At 65.3% G+C, this 20636-nt stretch carries 13 protein-coding genes and 1 tRNA gene; 8 read left to right on the top strand and 6 right to left on the bottom strand.

All coding sequences use genetic code 11. The features are described from left to right. Positions 1-127 precede the first annotated feature (127 nt). Complete coding sequence (locus tag JQ611_RS01070; RefSeq protein ID WP_212464294.1) at positions 128-1333, bottom strand: TIGR03032 family protein; 1206 nt, start codon at positions 1331-1333, stop codon at positions 128-130. Between the two features lie 324 nt (positions 1334-1657). On the opposite strand from JQ611_RS01070, the gene JQ611_RS01065 reads away from it, so the two are divergent. Then, the gene (locus tag JQ611_RS01065) at positions 1658-5038 is read left to right on the top strand and encodes an autotransporter outer membrane beta-barrel domain-containing protein (protein WP_212464293.1); all 3381 of its coding nucleotides are present in this window, start codon (positions 1658-1660) and stop codon (positions 5036-5038) included. Positions 5039-5219: 181 nt separating this feature from the next. After that, positions 5220-8747, top strand: a complete 3528-nt coding sequence (locus JQ611_RS01060) for an autotransporter domain-containing protein (protein WP_249132826.1) — start codon at positions 5220-5222, stop codon at positions 8745-8747. 362 nt (positions 8748-9109) lie between these two features. Here JQ611_RS01060 and JQ611_RS01055 read toward each other — a convergent pair. Both JQ611_RS01055 and JQ611_RS01050 read right to left on the bottom strand, forming a co-directional pair. Next, positions 9110-9185 (bottom strand) — tRNA-Ile (locus JQ611_RS01055). Between the two features lie 81 nt (positions 9186-9266). Further along, the gene (locus JQ611_RS01050; protein ID WP_249132825.1) at positions 9267-10244 is read right to left on the bottom strand and encodes a tripartite tricarboxylate transporter substrate binding protein; all 978 of its coding nucleotides are present in this window, start codon (positions 10242-10244) and stop codon (positions 9267-9269) included. Between the two features lie 140 nt (positions 10245-10384). Here JQ611_RS01050 and JQ611_RS01045 point away from each other — a divergent pair, with 140 nt between their 5' ends. Next, positions 10385-11362 (top strand): TAXI family TRAP transporter solute-binding subunit, encoded by a 978-nt coding sequence (locus JQ611_RS01045; RefSeq protein WP_212464292.1) that lies wholly within the window; start codon positions 10385-10387, stop codon positions 11360-11362. A gap of 174 nt (positions 11363-11536) precedes the next feature. Here the strand turns inward: JQ611_RS01045 and JQ611_RS01040 are convergent, their stop codons facing one another. Next, positions 11537-12748, bottom strand: coding sequence for an ABC transporter substrate-binding protein (locus JQ611_RS01040; RefSeq protein WP_249132824.1), 1212 nt, complete (start codon positions 12746-12748; stop codon positions 11537-11539). 205 nt (positions 12749-12953) lie between these two features. Between JQ611_RS01040 and JQ611_RS01035 the strand changes: the two genes are divergently transcribed. The 3 genes from JQ611_RS01035 to JQ611_RS01025 are packed head-to-tail and all read left to right on the top strand — an operon-like array spanning position 12954 to position 17174. Beyond that, positions 12954-14066 (top strand): molybdopterin-binding protein, encoded by a 1113-nt coding sequence (locus tag JQ611_RS01035; RefSeq protein ID WP_212464291.1) that lies wholly within the window; start codon positions 12954-12956, stop codon positions 14064-14066. Between the two features lie 13 nt (positions 14067-14079). Further along, on the top strand, positions 14080-16029 hold the full coding sequence (locus tag JQ611_RS01030; protein WP_212464290.1) for a molybdopterin biosynthesis protein: 1950 nt from the start codon (positions 14080-14082) through the stop codon (positions 16027-16029). Positions 16030-16043: 14 nt separating this feature from the next. Next, positions 16044-17174 carry an FAD-dependent monooxygenase gene (locus JQ611_RS01025; protein WP_212464289.1) on the top strand — a complete coding sequence of 377 codons (1131 nt, stop codon included), beginning with the start codon at positions 16044-16046 and terminating at the stop codon, positions 17172-17174. Between the two features lie 24 nt (positions 17175-17198). Here JQ611_RS01025 and mobA read toward each other — a convergent pair whose 3' ends face one another. Further along, positions 17199-17813, bottom strand: a complete 615-nt coding sequence (gene mobA, locus JQ611_RS01020; RefSeq protein ID WP_212464398.1) for a molybdenum cofactor guanylyltransferase MobA — start codon at positions 17811-17813, stop codon at positions 17199-17201. Between the two features lie 43 nt (positions 17814-17856). Beyond that, positions 17857-18744 carry a formate dehydrogenase accessory sulfurtransferase FdhD gene (locus JQ611_RS01015; protein ID WP_212464288.1) on the bottom strand — a complete coding sequence of 296 codons (888 nt, stop codon included), beginning with the start codon at positions 18742-18744 and terminating at the stop codon, positions 17857-17859. Positions 18745-18836: 92 nt separating this feature from the next. On the opposite strand from JQ611_RS01015, the gene mobB reads away from it, so the two are divergent. Together mobB and glp are read left to right on the top strand one after the other, a co-directional pair. Further along, entirely contained in the window at positions 18837-19364 is a 528-nt protein-coding gene (gene mobB / locus JQ611_RS01010) for a molybdopterin-guanine dinucleotide biosynthesis protein B (RefSeq protein WP_212464287.1), read from the top strand. A gap of 6 nt (positions 19365-19370) precedes the next feature. Then, positions 19371-20624 carry a gephyrin-like molybdotransferase Glp gene (glp, locus tag JQ611_RS01005; protein ID WP_212464286.1) on the top strand — a complete coding sequence of 418 codons (1254 nt, stop codon included), beginning with the start codon at positions 19371-19373 and terminating at the stop codon, positions 20622-20624. Positions 20625-20636: the final 12 nt, after the last annotated feature.

The raw sequence follows: 20636 nt of genomic DNA, 5'->3' as shown, positions 1-20636 counted from the left end.
ATCATTCACGTTTGTGCGCGTTTGTTCACGGGGTTTCTGCCGGATTTCTGGTGGCATGGAAGACCGCCAACGAACTGCCAAAAGGGCCTCGCCCGAACGGGTCTGCGTTCCGTCCGTCTTGCACGGCTCAACGCGGCAGCGCGCCGTCTGCGAGCGGATCGTGCGTGATCAGCCCGAGGATTTCGTCGCTGGCGAAGCCGAGCGACATCGGACGCATCGCGCCGGGCACGACCGCAAGGTCGTAGAGCTCCGCCACCGCGCCGTCGAGGCGGAACCAGTGCACGCAGGCCCCGCTGTCGAGATCGATCACCTGCACGCCGCACCACGGCTCCGAATCGGCGTCCGCGAGCTTCTGATCGAGCGCCAATCCCTCGAAGCGCTGATAGCGCGGCTTCGACAGCCCGACGAAGGCATGGTTGCCGTGGAAGGCAAGCCCGCGCAAGAAGCCGGGGCAGAACGCCAGCACGTGGAATTTGGCCGCGCTACCGCCGGGGCCCGGCTCGACCCAGCCGAGCTCGCCGGTGCCCGAGTTCAGCAGCCAGAGGCGGTCGCGATAGATCCGCGGCGAATGCGGCATCGACAGGCCGCCGATGACGATCTCGCCGGTCTGCACGTCGACGACGACACCGCCGCTGGCACGCCGGTCACGCCAGCCATCGATGGTGTCGGACCTGCTCACGGCGGTGACGTAGCGCGGCACGCCCTCCGCCATGGCAAGGCCGTTGAGATGGCAGCGGTCCTCCTTGACGATCGCCGAGATGAACGGCGGCTTCCACAGCGGCGTGAAGCTGTGGCGCTGCGACGGCGTGGCGAGGCAGTTGTAAAGCGTGTTGACGAACACCACGCGCCCGTCCTTGAGAACGCCGACGTCATGCGCGTCGAGTTCGCCGGTGACGTAAGTTTCGCGCGGCACATAGCAGGCATCGAACACATTGTTGATCTGCTCGCCTGGGTTCAGCACGTTCTTGAACCGCACGATCTGGAACAGCGTCGCCAGCAGCAGGGTGTCCTTGTCGGGAACGCAAATCCCCATCGCCTTGCGGAAGAAGCGCTCGTCGACCAGCAGCCCGCCATCGACGTTCTGCCCCAACAGGTAGAACTTGCCCGACTGATAGGACGAGACCGCGAGCGCGATCCGCTGCGCGCCGAGGAAGCCGGGCAGGCCCGGCGACATGGAATAGGTGACGCGCTCTTCGGCCGGCGTCGACTGCGGCTCGGCAGCCTTGCTCTCTTGCCCGGCGGGCGCGATCTCCGCGCTCGCCGGAGGGGCGGCTGGCGCCGGCCTTTCCTCGTCGTCCAGGACGGATGACGACTCTCGGCCACGCTCGCTCATGCATCTTCTCCCCGTTGGTCCTGACGCACCCTATCAGTCTTTCTTGCCGCTGCACCGCGCACACACCCAGGCGCTGGCGATGTTGAAGGGGTCGATTCGCCATCATTTCCGGCAAAATGCGCGCGCGCGCCCGGCCTGAAGCCCAAATATCAGAATAATGTCAGAAAATAGCGCGCCAGGAGAACCCGGCCGCCATTGTTAGGCTGCGCCCGCTCCGGTAATCTGACCCTCAAGAACTTACCTCGCGTGGGTCGCTCGCTGCCTGTGCCGCAAAGGCCTGGGACTAAAAACTAAAATGAATGGCTAGGCGGCAGGGGTAGGGTCTTGAGTTCTGGAAATGCGAGCGCGTTGCGCCGGCGGGTTCTGCTGTCGGGCACCATGCTGGTGGCCGCGGTCACCGGTTATGGGCGTCGCGCCTATGGCGCTTGCGATCCCAGCGGCGGCTCGACCTACCAGTGCTCGGGCGCCGAAGTCACCACGCAGACGATCAACGCCAACAACGCCAGCGTCTCCACCGTCGCCGGGTTCAGCGTCAACACCGCCGCCGGCCATGCGATCACGATTACCGGTGACGGCGCCCTGTCCTATACCGACACCAACGCCTCGTCGCTTACCGCTGCGGCGGGCTACGCTCTTAATGTTCGCTCCAACGGCGACTTTGCCGGCACGCCCGGCAGCGTCACCATCGCCACCAATGGCGCGCTCAGCGGCGCCGCCGGCATTGTTGGGCAAAACAACGGCACGGGGGCGCTGACCATCACCGCCAACGGCAATGTCACCGGCGCCGGTGGTAACGGCATCTTCGCGCAGAACAACTCCGGCACCGCTCTCACCGTGACCACCGGCGCCGGCACCACGGTCAGCGGCGGCTTCGGCATCCGGGCGCGCAACTTCGGCACGGGCGCGCTGACCGTCACCGCCAACGGCGATGTCACCGGCACCAGTGTTAACGGCATCTACGCGCAGAACAACTCCGGCACCGCTCTCAGCGTAACCACCGGCGCCGGCACGACGGTCAGCGGCAACTTCGGCATTCTTGCGCGCAACTTCGGCACGGGCGCGCTGACCATCACCGCAAGCGGCAATGTCACCGGCACCAGTGTTAACGGCATCTACGCGCGGAACACCGGCACCGATCTCACCATGACCACCGGCGCCGGCACAACGGTCAGCGGCGGCACCAACGGCATTTTTGCGCGCCACTACGGCACGGGCGCGCTGACCATCGCCGCCAACGGCGATGTCACCGGCACCGCTGGTAACGGCATCGACGCGCGGAACATCGGCGCCGGCACCACTCTCACCGTGACCACCGGCGCCGGCACAACGGTCAGCGGCACCAACGGCATTTTTGCGCGCCACTACGGCACGGGCGCGCTGACCATCACCGCCAACGGCAATGTCACCGGCACCTCTAATCGCGGCATCAACGCATACAGTTCCGGCGCGGGCACCAATCTCACCGTGACCACCGGCGCCGGCACCGCGGTGAGCGGCGGCAACATCGGCATTTTTGCGGACAACCAAGGCACGGGCGCGCTGACCATCACCGCCAACGGCAATGTCACCGGCACCAATGATAACGGCATCTTCGCATACAATTCCGGCGCGGGCACCAATCTCAGCGTGACCACCGCAGCCGGCGCAACGGTGAGCGGCAGCACCAACGGCATTTTTGCGCAGAACTACGGCACGGGCGCGCTCGCCGTCACCGTCGCCGCCACCAGCACCGTGAGCGGCACCAGTGGCTTTGGCATCCAGGCTCGCAGCCGCCCTGCGACCGTGACGGTGGCCGGGACTGTAACCGGCGGCGGTGGCACCGCCATCCAGTTCGACCAGGCGGGCGCCTTCGCCAACCGCCTCGAATTGGTGACGGGCGCCGTCATCAACGGCAATGTGCTCGGCGGCATCGGCACCGACACGCTGGGGCTGAGCGGCACGGGTTCGGGCAGCTTCAATGTCGCCCAGCTCTCCTCGTTCGAGGCCGGCGAAAAGACCGGCAGCGGCAGCTGGACGCTCACCGGCGCAAACGCAGGCATCGGCACATTCGCCGTCAGCGGCGGCACGCTGGCGGTGAATGGCAGCCTGAGCAACGCGGCTTTCACCGTGAGCGGCGGCACGCTCAGCGGCACCGGCACGGTTGGCAACACGTTGGTTTCCGGCGGCACCTTCGCGCCGGGTTCGGGCACGCCCGGGTCATCGATGACGGTCAGCGGTACGCTCGGCTTCAATGCGGCGGCGGCCTATGCCATCAACATCAATCCAACGACATCGTCGTTCGCCAACGTCTCGGGCGTGGCCACGCTCGGCGGCGCGACCGTGAATGCCAACTTTGCGACCGGCAGCTATATCGCCAAGCAGTACACCATCCTGACCGCCGGCAGCGTGAGCGGAACGTTTAATCCGACCGTCGCCAACACCAATCTGCCGGCGAACTTTCACGATACGCTGAGCTACGATGCCACCCACGCTTACCTCAACCTGATCCTGAGTTTCACGACGCCCGCGTCCGGCACCCTCAACGGCAACCAGAACAACGTCGCCAACGCGCTGATCAATTCCTTCAACAGCAACGGCGGCATTCCGTTGACGTTCGCGACGCTGTCGGCGCCCGCTTTGTCGCAAGCTTCCGGCCAGCCGGGTGCGTCAACGTCGCAGGCGGGCATTACCGGGGTAGGGCAGTTCATCAATGGCGTGTTCGACGGCGCCTTCGGTGACGGTCCCGGTCAGGGCGGTGCGACAGGTTTCGCACAGGAAGAGGATAACGCGAACGCCTATTCGGCCAGGCGCAAGCTCTCGCGCGAGGCGAAAGAGGCCTACGCCGCCGTGACGCCGCGCGACCGGCGTGCGCCATCGTTCGAGCAGCGCTGGGCCGTGTGGGCCTCGGCCTATGGCGGCAACAGCCGCGTCAACGGCGACACGGCCGCGGGCACCAACAGCACGACCAACCGGGTCTTCGGTGCCGTTGCCGGGGCGAGCTATCATTTCACGCCGGACACCCAGTCAGGGTTTTCGCTCGGCGGCGCCGGCTCGAGCTTCGATATCGCCAACGGTTTTGGCGGCGGCCGCGCCGACGCCTTCAACGCGGCGGTCTATGCCAAACACAATTGGGGTGCGGCTTACGTCGCCGGATTGCTCGGCTACTCCTGGCAGGACGCCACGACCGACCGCACCGTGACGATCGCGGGCGTCGATAAATTGCACGCCTCGTTCCAGGCGCAGGCGCTGGCCACGCGTCTCGAAGGCGGCTGGCGTTATGCCACGCCGATGGCCGGCATCACGCCCTATGCGGCGTTGCAGACCACGACGTTCTATCTGCCGTCTTACGGCGAGACCGCGACCTCCGGCAGCAACACCTTCGCGCTGAACTACGCCTCGAAGTCCGTCACCGCGACGCGCAGCGAGCTCGGCGCGAAATTCGACAAGGCGACGCCGGTGCAGGGCGGCGTCTTCACCCTCAAGGCCAGGGCGGCCTGGGCACATGACTGGAATACCGACCGCTCCGCGACGGCGACCTTCCAGACGCTGCCGGGCGCCACCTTCAGTATAAACGGCGCGCTGCCTTCGGCCGACGCCGCGCTGGCGTCGCTCGGCGCCGAAATGAAATGGCACAATGGCTGGACGGTCGCAGGCCGTTTCGACGGCGAGTTCTCCCACACCACCGCCGGCTACGCCGCCAAGGGCAGCGTTAGATACGCGTGGTGAATCGGCGCGGAAACCCAAATATCAGAAAAATTTCAGAACGTAATCGCCGTTAAAGTCCGGGTTCGCATTGATGGGGCGATGCCGGTCCGGTAGTCTGGCGAGGAACCGCCGCCGGGTGGGGCGTACGGCCGCTTGTGCTGCAAAGCATAAGAGTACGGCCCAGGCGACGGGAGTGGGGGTCTTGAGTTCTGGTCATGCAGGCGCCTTGCGCCGGCGGGTTCTGCTGTCGAGCACCATGCTGGTGGCGGCCGTCGCGGGCTATGGCCGTCGCGCCTATGGCGCTTGCGATCCCACCGGCGGCTCGACCTACCAGTGCTCAGGCGCCAATGTCACCGGGCAGACGATCAACGCCAACAACGCCAGCGTCTCCACCGTCGCCGGGTTCAGCGTCAACACCGCCGCCGGCAATGCGATCACGATTACCGGCGACGGCGCCCTGTCCTATACCGACACCGACGCCTCGCCGCTCACCGCTGCGGCGGGCACCGCTCTTCATGTCCGTTCCATCACCGATTATGGCGCCACGCCCGGCAGCGTCACCATCGCCACCAATGGCGCGCTCAGCGGCTACCGCGGCATTGATGCGCGCAACTACGGCGCGGGCGCGGTGACCATCACCGCCAACGGCAGTGTCACCGGCACCTTTGATTACGGCATCTTCGCGCGAAACCTCAACAGCGGCACCGCTCTCAGCGTGACCACCGGCGCCGGCACGACGGTCAGCGGCGACCGCGGCGGCATTTACGCGCGCAACTTCGGCACGGGCGCGCTGACCGTCACCGCCAACGGCAATGTCACCAGCACCACCGGTTACGGCATCTTCGCGCGGAAGGATTTCGGCACCGATCTCACCGTGACCACCGCCGCCAGCACCACGGTCAGCGGCCGCATCGGCATTTATACGCGCAACGAGGGCATCGGCGCGCTCACCATCACCGCCAACGGCAATGTCACCGGCACCAATGGTCCCGGCATGTTCGCGCGGAACAGCGTCAACGGCACCGATCTCACCGTGACCACCGGCGCCGGCACGACGGTGAGCGGCGGCAGCAACGGCGTTTCCGCGTACAACTACGGCACGGGCGCGCTGACCGTCACCGCCAACGGCGATGTTACCGGCACCGGTGGTCGCGGCATTTACGCACTCAGTTTCGCCCCCGGCACCGGTGTCAGCGTAACCACCGCAGCCGGCACCACGGTCAGCGGCTCTAACAGGGGCATTAACGCGCGCAACCTCGGCACCGGCGCGCTGACCGTCACCGCCAACGGCGATGTCACCGCCACCGGCGGCGGTGGTCGCGGCATTTACGCACAGAATTCGGCCGCGGGTACCACGGTCAGCGTAACCACCGGCGCCGGCACCACGGTCAGCGGCGCCAGCTACGGCATTAGTGCGAAAAACCTCGGCACGGGCGCGCTCACCATCACTGCCAACGGCAATGTCACCGGCCCTGGCAACTCCGGCATTTACGCACGCAATTACGCCGCGAGCACCAATCTGAGCGTGACCACCGGCGCGGGCACGACGGTCAGCGGCACCAACGGCATTCGCGCGCGAAACTCCGGCACGGGCGCGGTCAGCATCACCGCCAACGGCAATGTCACCGGCACCAATGGTCGCGGCATCTACGCGCAGAACTTCGGCACCGATCTCGCCGTGACCACCGCCGCCGGCAGCACGGTCAGCGGCAGCAGCGATGGCATTTTTGCGCGCAACAGCGGCAGCGGCGCGCTCACCGTCACCGCCACCGGTACAGTGAGCGGCACCAGTGGCTATGGCATCCAGGCTCTCGGCCGCCCTGCGACCGTCACGGTGGCCGGCACGGTGAACGGTGGCGCCGGCGGCGCCATCAGGTTCGACCAGGCGAGCGCCTTCGCCAACCGCCTCGAACTGGTGACGGGCGCCGTCATCAACGGCAACGTGCTCGGCGGCACGGGCACCGACACGCTGGGCCTGAGCGGCACCGGATCGGGCAGCTTCAATGTCGGCCAGCTCTCCTCGTTCGAGGCCGGCGAAAAGACCGGCAGCGGCACCTGGACGCTCACCGGCGCCAACACCGCCATCACCGCGTTCTCGGTCGGCGGCGGCACGCTTCTTGTCAACGGCAGCCTGAGCAGCGCTTTCACCGTGAGCGGCGGCACGCTCGGCGGTACCGGCACGATTGGCAACACTTCAATTTCCGGCGGCACCTTCGCGCCGGGCTCCGGCACGCCCGGCTCATCGATGACGGTGGGCGGCACGCTCGGGCTGAACGCAGCTTCGACCTATCTGGTCAACGTCAACCCAACGACGGCGTCGTTCGCCAATGTTTCGGGCGTAGTCACGCTCGGCGGCGCAACGGTCAACGCCAGCTTTGCGCCGGGCAGCTACATCTCGAAGCAATACACGATCCTGACGGCCGGCAGCATCAGCGGCACCTTTGGCACGCTCGCCAACACCAATCTGCCGTCGAACTTCCATGACTCGCTGAGCTACGACACCACCCACGCTTACCTGAACCTCGATCTGACCTTCACGACGCCGGCCGCCGGCACCATCAACGGCAATCAGAACAACGTCGCCAACGCGCTGATTACTTACTTCAACACGACAGGCGGCATTCCGCTGGTATTTGCGACGCTGTCGGCGGGGAGCCTGTCCCAGGCGTCGGGCGAGTCCGCGACCGGTTCGCAGGCGACCACGTTTAATGCCATGAACCAGTTCATGGGTCTGCTGACCGATCCCTTTATCGATGGCCGCGGCGATGGTCCAGGCGCGGGCGGCACCAGTACCGCCAACGGTTACGCTTCGACGCAAAAGCCTGCTGCCCGCGACGCCTATGCGATGTTCACCAAGGCGGCGCCCGCCGTGTCGTTCGAGCAGCGCTGGAGCGTGTGGGCGGCGGGCTATGGCGGCTCGCAGACATCAGACGGCAATGCTGCGCTCGGCTCCAACACCGCGAACTCGCGCCTTGCCGGCACGGCGGTGGGCGCCGACTTTCGCTTCTCGCCGTTCACGATCGCCGGCTTTGCGCTGGCCGGCGGCGGCACCAGTTTCAGTGTCAACACGCTCGGCAGTGGCCGCTCCGACCTGTTCCAGGCCGGCGGCTTCGTGAGGCACAATGTTGGCCCGGCGTATCTGACGGCAGCGCTGGCCTATGGCTGGCAGGACGTCACGACCGATCGCACCGTGACCATCGCCGGCATCGACCGGTTGCGCGCCGAGTTCAAGGCCAATGCCTTCTCCGGCCGCGCCGAGGGCGGCTATCGTTTTGTCGGCCCATGGATCGGCGGCATCGGCATCACGCCCTATGCCGCCGGACAATTCACCACCTTCGAGCTGCCCGCCTATGCCGAACAGGTTCTGTCCGGCGCCAACACGTTTGCACTCGCGTACGGCGCGAAGAGCGTCACGGCCCCGCGCAGCGAGATTGGTGTGCGCACCGACAAGTCCTGGGCGATGCAGAACGCGATCGTTACCCTGCGCGGCCGGCTGGCGTGGGCCTATGACTACAATACCGACCCCTCGATCGGCGCGACCTTCCAGACGCTGCCCGGCGCATCCTTTGTCGTCAACGGCGCGGCGCAGTCGCACAACAAGGCGCTCACCACAGCGTCCGCCGAAGTGAAATGGATCAACGGCTGGTCCGCCGCCGCGACGTTCGAGGGTGAGTTCTCCGACGTGAGCCGATCCTACGCCGGCAAGGGCGTCGTTCGCTATCAGTGGTAGGCGACTTCCGTTTGTTGCCGCAGTTCGGAACTGCGGACATCGCTAACGATGCCCGATCCTGCGCCGCCCTGTTGTTCTGTTGTCAGGAGGACCTGCAAGCAGGCCGTCGCGCACGGCATCGGCATTTTACAGATTGCGTGAAGATAAATTAGTGCCGGTGATTTGCCCGACGTGTCAAAATGTTTTCGAAGGGTAAAGCATCCATGCCAGCGACACCCTGTTTCTTTGCATGGGGTTGTTTTCGATATTTTAGTTGGGCGAGAAGGGAAGCGTGGCTTGCCGAGCCGTAGCTCGCGGCCGCGCCCGCCTTCGCCCAAGTGGGCTTCAGCGCGGCAGCCTTCACTCGCTTCGCGAGCGAAGGCTGGTGGGCCCGGCAGGACTCGAACCTGCAACCAGACCGTTATGAGCGGCCGGCTCTAACCATTGAGCTACAGGCCCCGCCGCGACGGTCGTTTTGAGGCGGCCGGCAACGGTGCGGGCATCGTTTACAGGGATGATCTCAATCCCGCAATGCCGGGGTTAATCCACCGAAACGCCGGCAAATTCCACAACTTTGCGCCATTTCTCGGTCTCGCCGGCGACGAGCTTGCCGAATTCGGCTGGTGTCATCGGCTTCGGAATGCCGCCGACCTCGGCGAGCCGCGCCACCAGCTTGGGGTCCTTCAGCGCTTCGCCGACCGCCTTGTTGAGGATATCGATGACCTCCTGCGGCGTGCCCTTCGGCACCGAGATGCCGTAAAAGCCGACGGACTCGAAGCCCGGCACGGTTTCGGCGATCGCGGGCACGTCCGGCACCGTCGGCCAGCGCTGCGGGGAGGTGACCCCGAGCGCGCGAACGGTGCCGCCCCGAACCTGTTCGAGGGCCGACGGCAGATTGTCGAAGATCAACTGCACCTTGTCGGAAATGATGTCCGGAAATGCCAGCGCCGAGCCGCGATAGGGCACGTGCAGCATGTCGCATTTGGTCATCGCCTTGAACAGTTCTGCCGACATGTGCACCGACGTGCCATTGCCCGATGACGCATAGGAGATCTTGCCGGGGTTCGCCTTGCAGTAGTCGATGAACTCCTGAACGGTTTTCGCCGGCGTCGCGTTCGACACCACGAACATATTGGTGAGTTGCATGATGCTGGCGACCGGCGCGGTATCGCGCAGGAAGTCAAACGGCAGTTTCTTGTAGAGCGAGGTCGAGATCGCGTTGTTGGGCGCGACGAACAGCAGTGTGTAGCCGTCCGGCGGCGAGCTGATCGCCGCAGCCGCGGCGATATTGCCACCGGAGCCGGTGCGGTTTTCGACCACGAATTGCTGGTTGAAATGGTCCGACAACCACTGGCTCATGATACGCGCGACGATATCGACCGGGCCTCCGGCGGCAAAGCCGATCACCCATTTCACCGGACGGGTGGGGTAATCGGCGGCGGCGGAAGGGGAGGTGTTGGCCACAAAGCTGAAAAGGCAAACCAGACCAAACAATGCTTTTCGCGAAAATCGGATCATTATGCTTCCCGTCATTTTCTTGTTACCGTTGCGGCCATGCTTTCATAAAAGCCCGAGCTTGCCTACAACCTCCAATGCGCGTTGATTGGTCATTCCTCCCGGGAGCAGACTTGCTCTTGAAAACACGCTTGAGGCCAAACATGAAACTCGCTCATATTGTCTGCGCCGGCGTTGTTCTGCTGGCGGGCGGCGCTGCGGCGCAAGACGGAGGCAAGGCCATTACAAGAACAACAATCAGTACCCCGATTAGTCTTGGAACCGCGACACCGGGCGGCGGCTTCCCGGTGTATGGCAATGCGTTCGCGGAAGTCATGAATGCCGCCGATCCGACGCTGTCGATCGAGCCGCGCAACACCAAGGGCAGCAGCGAGAACATTCCGCTGCTGGAATCAGACGGGCTCGATATCGCGCTGGTAGCCGGGGAGCCTTCCTACGAGGCCTTCATGGGCATCGGGCGGGCGCCGACCAGGCTGAAGATCCTGACCGCGATGTATTCCAGTCCGGGTATGTTCGTGGTGCGCGCCGACAGCCCCTACAAGACCATTCGCGATCTCGTCGGCCAGCCGGTGGCGTTCGGCGCCAGGGGTTCGGGTCTGCCGATCCTGTCGCGCTACATGCTCGACGGCATCGGGCTGAAGCAGGACGAGGATTTCAAGTCGATCTATCTCGACCGCGCCGGCGACGGTCCGGCCATGGTGCAGGACGGCCGTGCCGCGGCGCTATGGGGCGCGGGCATCGGCTGGCCTGGCTTCAAGAGCATGGCGGAAAGCCCCGGCGGCGCCCGCTTCATCGCGCCCGACGCCGGCGAGATCGCCAAGGTTCGCGCCAAGCACACCTTCCTCAAGCCGTTGACGGTGCCCGCCAACAGCTACCCGAACCAGCCGGCGGCGATCGATTCGATCGGCTCATGGAGTTTTGTCCTCGCGCGCGAAAGCCTGCCGGATGACGTTGCCTATCGGCTGGCGAAGACGCTGCACGGCGCGGAGGGGTCGTTGTGCAAGAAGCTGCCGCAGGCCTGCGAGACGACGGCCGTGAACACGGCCGCGGCCGCGCCAAATGTGCAGCTGATCCATCCGGGCGTGCTGAAATATTTCCGCGAAGTTGGGGTGGTGAAGTAGAGCGCTGCTCTCTCAACACGTCGTCCCGGCCTTGAGCCGGGACCCATACGCCGCGGCAGTTATTGTTAAGCACAATACTCGACGGGCTTTTTCCAACAACAGATGACCGGGATTATGGGTCCCGGCGTTCGCCGGGACGACGATGGTGTGTATTGTTGCAACGACGCCGAGAATCTACTTCTTCGCCATCGAACATGCCGGATCAATGGGCCCGAATGCTTCGTCGCCCGGAATTTTTGCCAGGATCTTGTAATAGTCCCACGGATATTTTGATTCTTCCGGCTTCTTGACCTCGACCAGCCAGAGGTCATGCACCATCAGATTGTCCTCGCGCAGCTTGCCGTTGCGCGAGAAAAAGTCCTCGATCGGCTTTTCGCGCATCTTTGCCGCCACTTTCAACGGCTCGTCGGTACCCGACTCCTTGATGGCGTTGAGATAATACATCACCGAGGAATAGACGCCGGCCTGCCACATCGTCGGCATCCGGTTCATCTTGGCGAAATAGCGCTTCGACCATTCGCGGGTCTTGTCGTCCATGTCCCAGTAGAATGAGGTCGTCAGCAGCAGGCCCTGCGCCGCCGGCAATCCGAGCGAATGAATGTCGGTGATCAGCGCCAGCAACGCTGCCATCTGCTGGCCACCCTTCAAGACACCAAACTCCGAGGCGGTCTTGATCTCGTTCATGTTGTTCGGCGGGCCGGCGGCGATGCCGATGATCTTGGCCTTGGACGCCTGCGCCTGCAGCACGAAGGACGACAGGTCTGAAGTAGCGAGCGGCGGCCTCACCGAACCCAGCACCTTGCCGCCATTGGCGGTGACCACCGCAGCGGCATCGCGTTCGAGCGCGTGGCCGAATGCATAATCGTCGGTGATGAAGAACCAGCTATCGCCGCCGCGCTTCACCACCGCCTGCGCGGTGCCGGCCGCGAGCGAGCGGGTGTCGATCACCCACTGCATCGCGTAAGGTGAGCAGAATTTGCCGTGGAAATCCGCGGCCAGGGTCGAATGCGTGATGAACAGCTTCTTCTTCTCGTTGGCGACGTTCTGCACCGCCAGCCCGACCGCCGAGACCGGCACGTCGACGATCAGGTCGACCTGGTCGACATCGTACCATCGCCGTGCGATGCCGCCGCCGATATCCGGCTTCAGTTGATGGTCGCCGACGATCAGGCTGATCGGCTTGCCCAGCACCTTGCCGCCGAAATCGTCGATCGCCATCTGCGCGGCCGTGACCGAGCCCTGACCGGTCGGCGTCGCCGCCGGGCCGTTCATATCGGTGAGAACGCCGATCTTGACGATCTCATCGGACACTTGTGCGAGCGCCGCTGGTGATACCAGCATCGCAGCGGCAAGCGCGCCCAGCATGGATAGGTTTTTGACGAACATCCCCTCTTCTCCCTGTGCATCGGCACGTTGGCCGTGTGTGTCTTCAGGCGGTTGCTTTCCGCCAATTAGTCCCATCTGCAACTAAAGCTAATTGGTCCCGATTGCAACTAATTTGAGCAGGCGTCAACTTGGTCGAAAGGAGGGGCCGACCGCCAGCGGTATCGGGTTCTGTTTATTTTCGGGCCGATTCAGGGCATAGCGGGCCATGACCCCGAACCAGCGCCTGCCGACTTCGCTTACGCCGCTCGATGTGGCGCTCGCCGCCCTGTTGCACGGCGTCGAGCCGGTAACGCCTGCGGAACTGCCGCTAGCGGAGGCGCTGCGTTGTATTGCCGCCGACATGCCGCCATCGGGCGCGTTGCCGCCGCACGACATCGCCGCCAGCGACGGCTTTGCGTTGCGCGCCCGCGATCTCGTCGGCGCGTCGTCCTATTCGCCATTGCCATTGGCGGCGTTGCCGGTCTGGGTCGAAGCCGGTGATGCGATGCCCGGCGGCTGCGATTGTGTGCTTGATGCCGATTCCGTTGAGCTATCAGGCCCGATGCCACAGGTGCTGGCGGAAGCGATCCCTGGGCAGGGCGTGCGCCGGGCCGGTGGTGACATTGCCGCTGGCAGCAGTGTGGTCGAGGCTGGGCGGCGCGTGCTGGCACGTGACCTCATGATCGCGCGGGCGGCGGGAATAGAGCGGCTGAAGGTGCGCCAGCCTCGCCTGCGCCTCGTTAATATTCTCGGCGGCTCGGTGACGTCGGACCTGATCGCGGAGAGCGCGCGCACCGCCGGCGCCGATGTGGTGTCCGTTACCGCTGTTGGCCGCGATGCCGCATCGATTGTCGCGGCGATCGACGTCGGCGCATGCGACCTGCTGTTGATTGTCGGCGGCAGCGGCGTCGGCCGCACCGACGCGACGGTGCCGGCATTGGCCGGGTGTGGCGAGGTTCTCGCCCATGGCATCGCCGTGCAGCCCGGCCGCACCTCGGCGGTGGGCCGCATCGGCAACACGCCCGTGGTCGTGCTGCCGGGCGCGCCTGATCAGGCGTTCGGGGCGTGGTGGACGCTGGCGTTGCCCGCACTCGACCGGCTGTCGGGGCGGCGGCCGCGCAAGACGCTCAACCTGCCGCTGGCGCGCAAAATCGCCTCCGGGGTTGGCATTGCGGAAGTCGTGCTGCTGGAGCGAAAAGCGGACGCCTGGGTGACGCTGGCGGTCGGCGAACTGTCGCTCGATGCGATCGCCCGCGCCGAGGCCTGGTTAACCGTACCGGGCGGCGCGGAAGGATTTGCTGCAGGGAGCGGCGTCGATGGCTATATGCTGCGGGAATGATATGGATGCCGGCATGACCCGTACACCCTCGCCGAAAGACCGTGAACCCGTCGATCAGGACCAGTTCTTGATCATCCTGTCGCGCGAGGAAGCGTTGGCGCGGTTTGAAGCCGCGTTGTTTCCGCGCGCGGTGCCCATCGAGCGGTGGGCGCTCGCGGATGCACTCGGCTGCGCGTTGGCCGAAGATATCGTGGCACCGATCGATGTGCCGCCGTTCGATCGTTCCAACGTCGATGGTTTTGCGGTGCGTTCCGCCGATCTCGCTTCCGCCGGTGAAGCAACGCCGGTGCGGATGATGCTGAACGACGAGGTGATCGCCTGCGGCACCGCGCCGACGCGGCCGGTGCTGTCGGGCACCGCCACGTCGATTGCGACCGGCGGTCCGGTGCCACGCGGCGCCGACGCCATCGTAATGGTCGAGCACACGCAGCCGGCGGGAACCCGCGTGATCGAAATTCGCCGCGCCGCTTCGCCCGGTCAGTTCGTGTCCTATGCCGGTTCCGACATCGCGCGCGGCGAGGCGCTGCTGCGCGCCGGCACTATGATTGGCTCGCGCGAGATCGGGATGCTGGCAGCCTGCGGTATCGCGCAAGTTGCCGTCGCGCGCCGGCTGCGTGTCGCCATTATCTCGACCGGCGACGAATTGGTGCAGCCGGGTTCGCCGCTGCGCCCGGCCGCGATCTACGACACCAATGGCGCGATCGTCACCGCGGCGATGTCGGAGAATGGCGGCGAGGCGATATTTCTCGGCGCCATTCCCGACGACGAGGCGCAGCTTGAATCTGCGATGCGCAGTGCGCTGCAAATCAGCGACATGCTGGTGCTCTCGGGCGGCACCTCGAAAGGTGCGGGAGATGTGACCCACCGCATCATCGCGCGGCTCGGCAAGCCCGGCATTATTGCGCATGGCGTCGCGCTGAAGCCGGGCAAGCCGCTCTGCCTCGCGGTTTGCGACGGCAAGCCGGTGGTGATCCTGCCGGGATTTCCGACCTCGGCGATGTTCACCTTCCACGACATGATCGTGCCGGTGCTGCGGCGCATGGCGGGCCTGCCGCCGCGTTTGGACGCCAAGGTCAGCGCCAGAATTCCGGTGCGGATCGCCTCCGAACTGGGGCGCACCGAATTCGTCATGGTCTCGCTGGTCGAGGGAACGGACGGTCTGATCGCCTATCCCACCGGCAAGGGCTCGGGCGCGATCACCTCATTCGCGCAGGCCGATGGTTTTCTGCGCATCGAGGCGCTGGCCGACCAGATGCCGGCAGGCACTGATGCCGAAGTGACGCTGTTCACGCCGCATGTGCGGGTGCCGGATCTCGTGATCGTCGGCAGCCACTGCACCGGGCTCGATCTCGTCACCGCGCCGCTGGCGCGCACCGGGCTTTCGGTGCGATCGATCGCGGTCGGCAGCCTCGGCGGACTGGCGGCGGCCAAGCGCGGCGAATGCGATTTTGCGCCGATCCATCTGTTCGATGACAAGACCGAAACCTACAACACGCCTTATCTCACCGACGGACTTGAACTGGTGCCGGGCTGGCGGCGGATGCAGGGCATCGTGTTCCGCAAGGGCGATGCGCGCTTCGAGGGCCTGGGCGCCGAGGCCGCGGTGCGTGCGGCGCTCGCCGATCCCGCCTGCATCATGGTCAACCGCAACCAGGGCGCCGGCACGCGCATCCTGATCGACCGGCTGCTGGCGGGTGCCAGGCCCGACGGTTACTGGAATCAGCCGCGCTCGCACAACGCGGTCGCCGCCGCCGTGGCGCAGCATCGCGCCGACTGGGGCATGACCATCGCGCCGGTGGCCCATGCGTCCGACCTGGGTTTCATTCCCTTTGCCGAAGAGCATTATGATTTCGCGCTGGTGACGGCGCGCAAGCAGCGGGCGGCGGTACAGGCTTTCCTCAACGCGCTGGCGTCGGAGGAAGGCCGCGCGGCGCTGGAAAGAGCCGGGTTTCGACCGGCCTGAATGGCGGGGAGGCGATGACGCGGCGTCTTTCGATTGCAATCATAGGCGCTGGCATGGGCGGCCTCGCGTCATCAGCAGCGCTGCGCCGGGTCGGCATCGACGTCTCCGTCTATGAACAGGCCTCGCAATTCGCGCGATTGGGCGCCGGCATCCAGATCGGCTGCAATGCCATGAAGGTGCTGCGCGGGCTGGGGCTCGAGGAAAGATTGCGCAGCCAGTCGTTTTACCCGCGCTCCTGGAACAACCGCGACTGGCGCACCGGCGAAGTCAAGTTCGACATGATTTTTGGCGAGAGCGCCGAACAGAAATTTGGCGCGCCCTATCTGCTGGCGCATCGCGGCGATTTGCATGCGGCGCTGGCGAGCGCCGTTCCCGATGAATGCGTCAAGCTGAACCACAAACTGGTCGGACTCGACGAGACCGGCGAGGGCGTCCGGCTTTCGTTTGCCAACGGCGAGGTTGCGATCGCCGACGCCGTCATCGGCGCCGATGGCATCCACTCCGTCGTCCGAGACATCCTGTTCGATACTTCGCCGGTGCACTTTACCGGGCGCATCGCTTACCGAACCACTTATCCGGCTGCGTTGCTCGGCGGTGAAAAAATCGACGACTGCACCAAATGGTGGGGCGAGGACCGGCACATCGTCATCTACTACGTCAAGCCGGACCGCAGCGAAATCTACCTCGTCACCAGCCAGCCGGAGCCGGACTTCCGGATCGAGTCGTGGTCGGCCAAGGGCGACGTCAGGGAATTGCGCAAGGCTTTTGCGGGCTTCGATCGCCAGGTCGAGCAGGTGTTGGCCGCCTGCCCGGACGTGCACAAATGGGCGATCGTCGATCGCAATGCGCTGGAACGCTGGGGCGAGGGCAACGTGACGCTGCTCGGCGACGCCTGCCATCCGATGACGCCCTATATGGCGCAGGGCGCGGCGATGGCGATCGAGGACGCCGCCGTGCTGTCGCGCTGCCTCGACGGCGTCGAGCGGGATGGCGTGCCAAATGCGTTTCGAAGATTTGAGGCAACCCGCAAGGAGCGAACCGCGCGGATCCAGCAAACCTCGCGCACCAATACATGGCTCAGCGGAAAGACCGATACCGATTGGGTCTATGGCTACGATGCCTGGACCGTGCCGCTGGCGGCGTAGGGACGACGTGGAGAGAGCTGCAGTCTAACCGCCATCCAGCGCGGCCAGCCGGTCCGCCTCGGCGATGTCATCCATGGTGTTGGCATTGAAAAACGGGTCGATCGGTTCGACCGGCCAGGTCACCGTGGCGAGGCGGTAGCGCGCGGTCCAGCGGTCGATCTTCCTGACGTCCTCGACAACCAGCGCGTGGCGGAGTTGTTCGCGCAAAGCCACGCTCCACAGCCCGATCACCGGATGCGACTGGCCGTCGGAAGCGGCGACCGCGAGCTCCGCGTTCTCATTGCGTAGCGCCGCACCGAGACGCGCCACGAGATCGCGCGGCAGGAACGGGCAGTCTGCCGCGGCACTCAACACCCACTTGACCTCCGGCCGGTTGGCCGCGGCCCAATCCAGCGCCGCCAGGATGCCGGCCAGCGGTCCGGGAAAATCGGCGACCCCGTCGGGGATGACCGGCAGCCCGAACGCTGCAAAGCGCGCGGGATCGCCATTGGCGTTGAGAATGAGCCCATCGCATTGCGGCTGCAGCCGCGCGATGACGCGGTCGAGGATGGTGCGGCCGCCGATTGTGCGCATCGGCTTGTCGCCGCCGCCCATCCTCCGCGCCAGGCCGCCGGCGAGCAGCACGCCGGGAATCTCCAGCGCGCCTCCTGGCGTCGCCTGCGCGGCTCTTGCCGTCGCGTTATCAGTCACGGTCTTCGCCCTTGCGTTTGTGCCGCGCCGATTCCTCTTCGACAAAGGCGAGATTCTGGTCGAACACGATGCGTTCCTGGCCTGACAGCGCGATGAACCGCTTGCCGCGCGTGCGCCCGACCAGCGTCAGCCCGACCTGCCGCGCCAGCTCGACGCCCCAAGCCGTAAACCCCGAGCGCGACACCAGGATGGGAATTCCCATCCGCACCGTCTTGATCACCATTTCGGAGGTCAGCCGGCCCGTGGTGTAGAGAATCTTGTCGCCGGGATCGACGCCGTGGCGATAGATCCAGCCCGCGATCTTGTCGACGGCGTTGTGACGGCCGACATCCTCGGTGTAGCAGACCGGCGTGCCCTCCTTGCACAGCACGCAGCCATGGATCGCGCCGGCCTCGAGATAGAGCGAGGGCATGGTGTTGATCGCATGCGTCATCTCGTAGAGCCAGGAGGTGCGCAGTTCCGCCTTCGGCAGTGCGACGCTTTCCACGGCCTCCAGCAGGTCGCCGAATGCGGTGCCCTGCGCGCAGCCCGACGTCTGCGTGCGCTTCTTCAGCTTGGCCTCGAAATTGGTGTGATGCTCGGTGCGCACCACCACCACCTGCAGGTCGTCGTCATATTCGACCTCGGTGACGACGTCGTCGTATTTCAGCATGTTCTGGTTCAACAGGTACCCGAGCGCGAGATATTCCGGATAGTCGCCGATCGTCATCATGGTGACGATCTCCTGCGCGTTCAAATACAGCGTCAGCGGCCGCTCCACCGGCACCCTGATTTCGACCGTGGCGCCGGTCTGGTCGGTCCCGGTGACGCGCTCGGTCAGCCTGGGATCATCAGGATTGGGCACGATCAGGGGGACGGGGGCTTTGTCGATCTTCATCATTTCCGCAGGTTAGCATGACAATGGCTCGCAGCCGATATAAAGCACCTCAGGAGAAAGCCCAGCCTGGTTCCGGCTGGGGTGCGGAGATTGCAATGAAAGTGATTGGCCTCGCGGGATGGAGCGGCGCCGGCAAGACCACCTTGCTGGCGCGGGTGATCCCGCATTTGCTGAAAGACGGCCTGCGGGTTTCCGTGATCAAGCACGCCCATCACGCCTTCGACGTCGATATTCCCGGCAAGGATTCCTGGCGGCATCGCGAGGCCGGCGCCACCGAGGTGCTGGTGTCTTCCGCGCGGCGGTGGGCGCTGATGCATGAATTGCGCGGCGCCGAAGAGCCGCGTCTGCCGGAGCTATTGACCAAAATGTCGCGGGTCGATCTGGTCGTCATCGAGGGTTTTAAGCGCGAGCCGCACCGCAAGATCGAGGTTTTCCGCGCCGCCAACGGCAAGCCATTTCTGTTCCCCGACGATCCCGGCGTGGTCGGCCTCGCCACCGATACCGCGGTTGAAACCAGGCTTCCCACCGCCCATCTCGATGATATCGAGGCGATTGCCGCGATGATGCTGCGCTCGGCGATTTCGGTCGAAGAGGTGCTGGCAAAGAGCGAAGCGGAGAGCTAACTGGCGATGGCGCAATTGTCCGACGATTGCTTTGCCTTCGGCGGTCCGATGATGTCGGTCGATGAGGCCGTCGGCATCATTGCAGCGCGGGTCACGGCTGTGCAGGAGGTGGAGACCGTCCCGCTCGCCAATGCCGACGGACGCGTGCTCGCGCAGGATGTTTCGGCGCCGCTGCCGCTGCCGCCCTTCACCAATTCCGCCGTCGACGGCTACGCGGTGTCGAGCCGCGATCTGCCTGATGACAAGGAGCAGGCGTTTGCGGTGTCCGGCCGCGTTCAGGCCGGCGCTTCCGCAGGCGCGCCGATCACGCCGGGCGAGGCGGTCCGCATCTTCACGGGTGCGCCGATGCCCGACGGCGCCGACACCGTGTTCATGCAGGAAGACGTTCGCCTCGACGACGGCAAGGTGGTGCTTCCAGCGGGGCTGAAACCCGGCGCCAATGTGCGTCCCGCGGGCGAGGATATCCCGTTGGGTCACGCGGCATTGAAGGCCGGACAAAGACTGCGGCCGCAGGATGTGGCGCTGGCAGCCGCATTCGGTCTGACGGAACTTGGCGTCAACAGGCGCATCCGCGTCGCGGTGTTCTCCACCGGCAATGAGCTGGTTTCGCCGGGCGAGCCACGCGCGGCGGCGCAGCTGTTCGATTCAAACCGTTTCATGCTCATGGCGATGCTGGCGCGGCTCGGCTGCGAGGTCAGCGACCTCGGCATTATCAGGGACGAGCCCACCGCGCTCGCTGCCGCACTAAGGAAAGTCGCCAGCGCCCATGATCTGATCCTCACCACCGGCGGCGTATCGACCGGCGAAGAAGATCACGTCAAGGCCAGCGTCGAAAGCGTGGGCTCGCTCGTGCTGTGGCGAATGGCGATCAAGCCGGGACGTCCCGTGGCGATGGGGATCATCGGCGGCACACCATTCATCGGCCTGCCGGGCAATCCAGTGGCGAGTTTTGTCACCTTCGCTCACGTGGTGCGGCCGACGATTCTTGCCCTGTCGGGCGCGCGGCAGCAGAAGCTGGTGCCGATGCCGGTTCGCGCCGCCTTCGCCTACAAGAAGAAAATCGCCCGCCGCGAATATGTCCGCGTCACCCTGCGCAAGGCCGGGGATGGTACGCTCGAAGCGGTGAAGTTTCCGCGCGAGGGTGCGGGGCTGTTGTCCTCGCTGGTCGACACCGACGGCCTTGTCGAACTCGGCGAAGAGATCACGCTTGTCGAGCCTGGCCAGACCGTCGGCTTCCTGTCCTATGCAAGCTTGATCTGAAGGCTCATTGAC

It is taken from the genome of Bradyrhizobium sp. AUGA SZCCT0182, assembly GCF_018130185.1.
Lineage (GTDB): Bacteria > Pseudomonadota > Alphaproteobacteria > Rhizobiales > Xanthobacteraceae > Bradyrhizobium.
The sequence above is the reverse complement of the archived record's forward strand: the minus strand, read 5'-3'. Positions and strand labels throughout refer to the sequence as shown.

Excerpts from the sequence above, each read along its gene's own strand:
- JQ611_RS01045 (WP_212464292.1), top strand. The coding sequence starts at position 10,385 with ATGAAACTCGCTCATATTGTCTGCGCCGGCGTTGTTCTGCTGGCGGGC.
- JQ611_RS01070 (WP_212464294.1), bottom strand. The coding sequence starts at position 1,333 with ATGAGCGAGCGTGGCCGAGAGTCGTCATCCGTCCTGGACGACGAGGAA.
- JQ611_RS01040 (WP_249132824.1), bottom strand. The coding sequence starts at position 12,748 with ATGTTCGTCAAAAACCTATCCATGCTGGGCGCGCTTGCCGCTGCGATG.
- glp (WP_212464286.1), top strand. The coding sequence starts at position 19,371 with ATGGCGCAATTGTCCGACGATTGCTTTGCCTTCGGCGGTCCGATGATG.
- JQ611_RS01025 (WP_212464289.1), top strand. The coding sequence starts at position 16,044 with ATGACGCGGCGTCTTTCGATTGCAATCATAGGCGCTGGCATGGGCGGC.
- JQ611_RS01015 (WP_212464288.1), bottom strand. The coding sequence starts at position 18,744 with ATGATGAAGATCGACAAAGCCCCCGTCCCCCTGATCGTGCCCAATCCT.
- mobB (WP_212464287.1), top strand. The coding sequence starts at position 18,837 with ATGAAAGTGATTGGCCTCGCGGGATGGAGCGGCGCCGGCAAGACCACC.
- JQ611_RS01030 (WP_212464290.1), top strand. The coding sequence starts at position 14,080 with ATGACCCGTACACCCTCGCCGAAAGACCGTGAACCCGTCGATCAGGAC.
- JQ611_RS01035 (WP_212464291.1), top strand. The coding sequence starts at position 12,954 with ATGACCCCGAACCAGCGCCTGCCGACTTCGCTTACGCCGCTCGATGTG.
- JQ611_RS01050 (WP_249132825.1), bottom strand. The coding sequence starts at position 10,244 with ATGATCCGATTTTCGCGAAAAGCATTGTTTGGTCTGGTTTGCCTTTTC.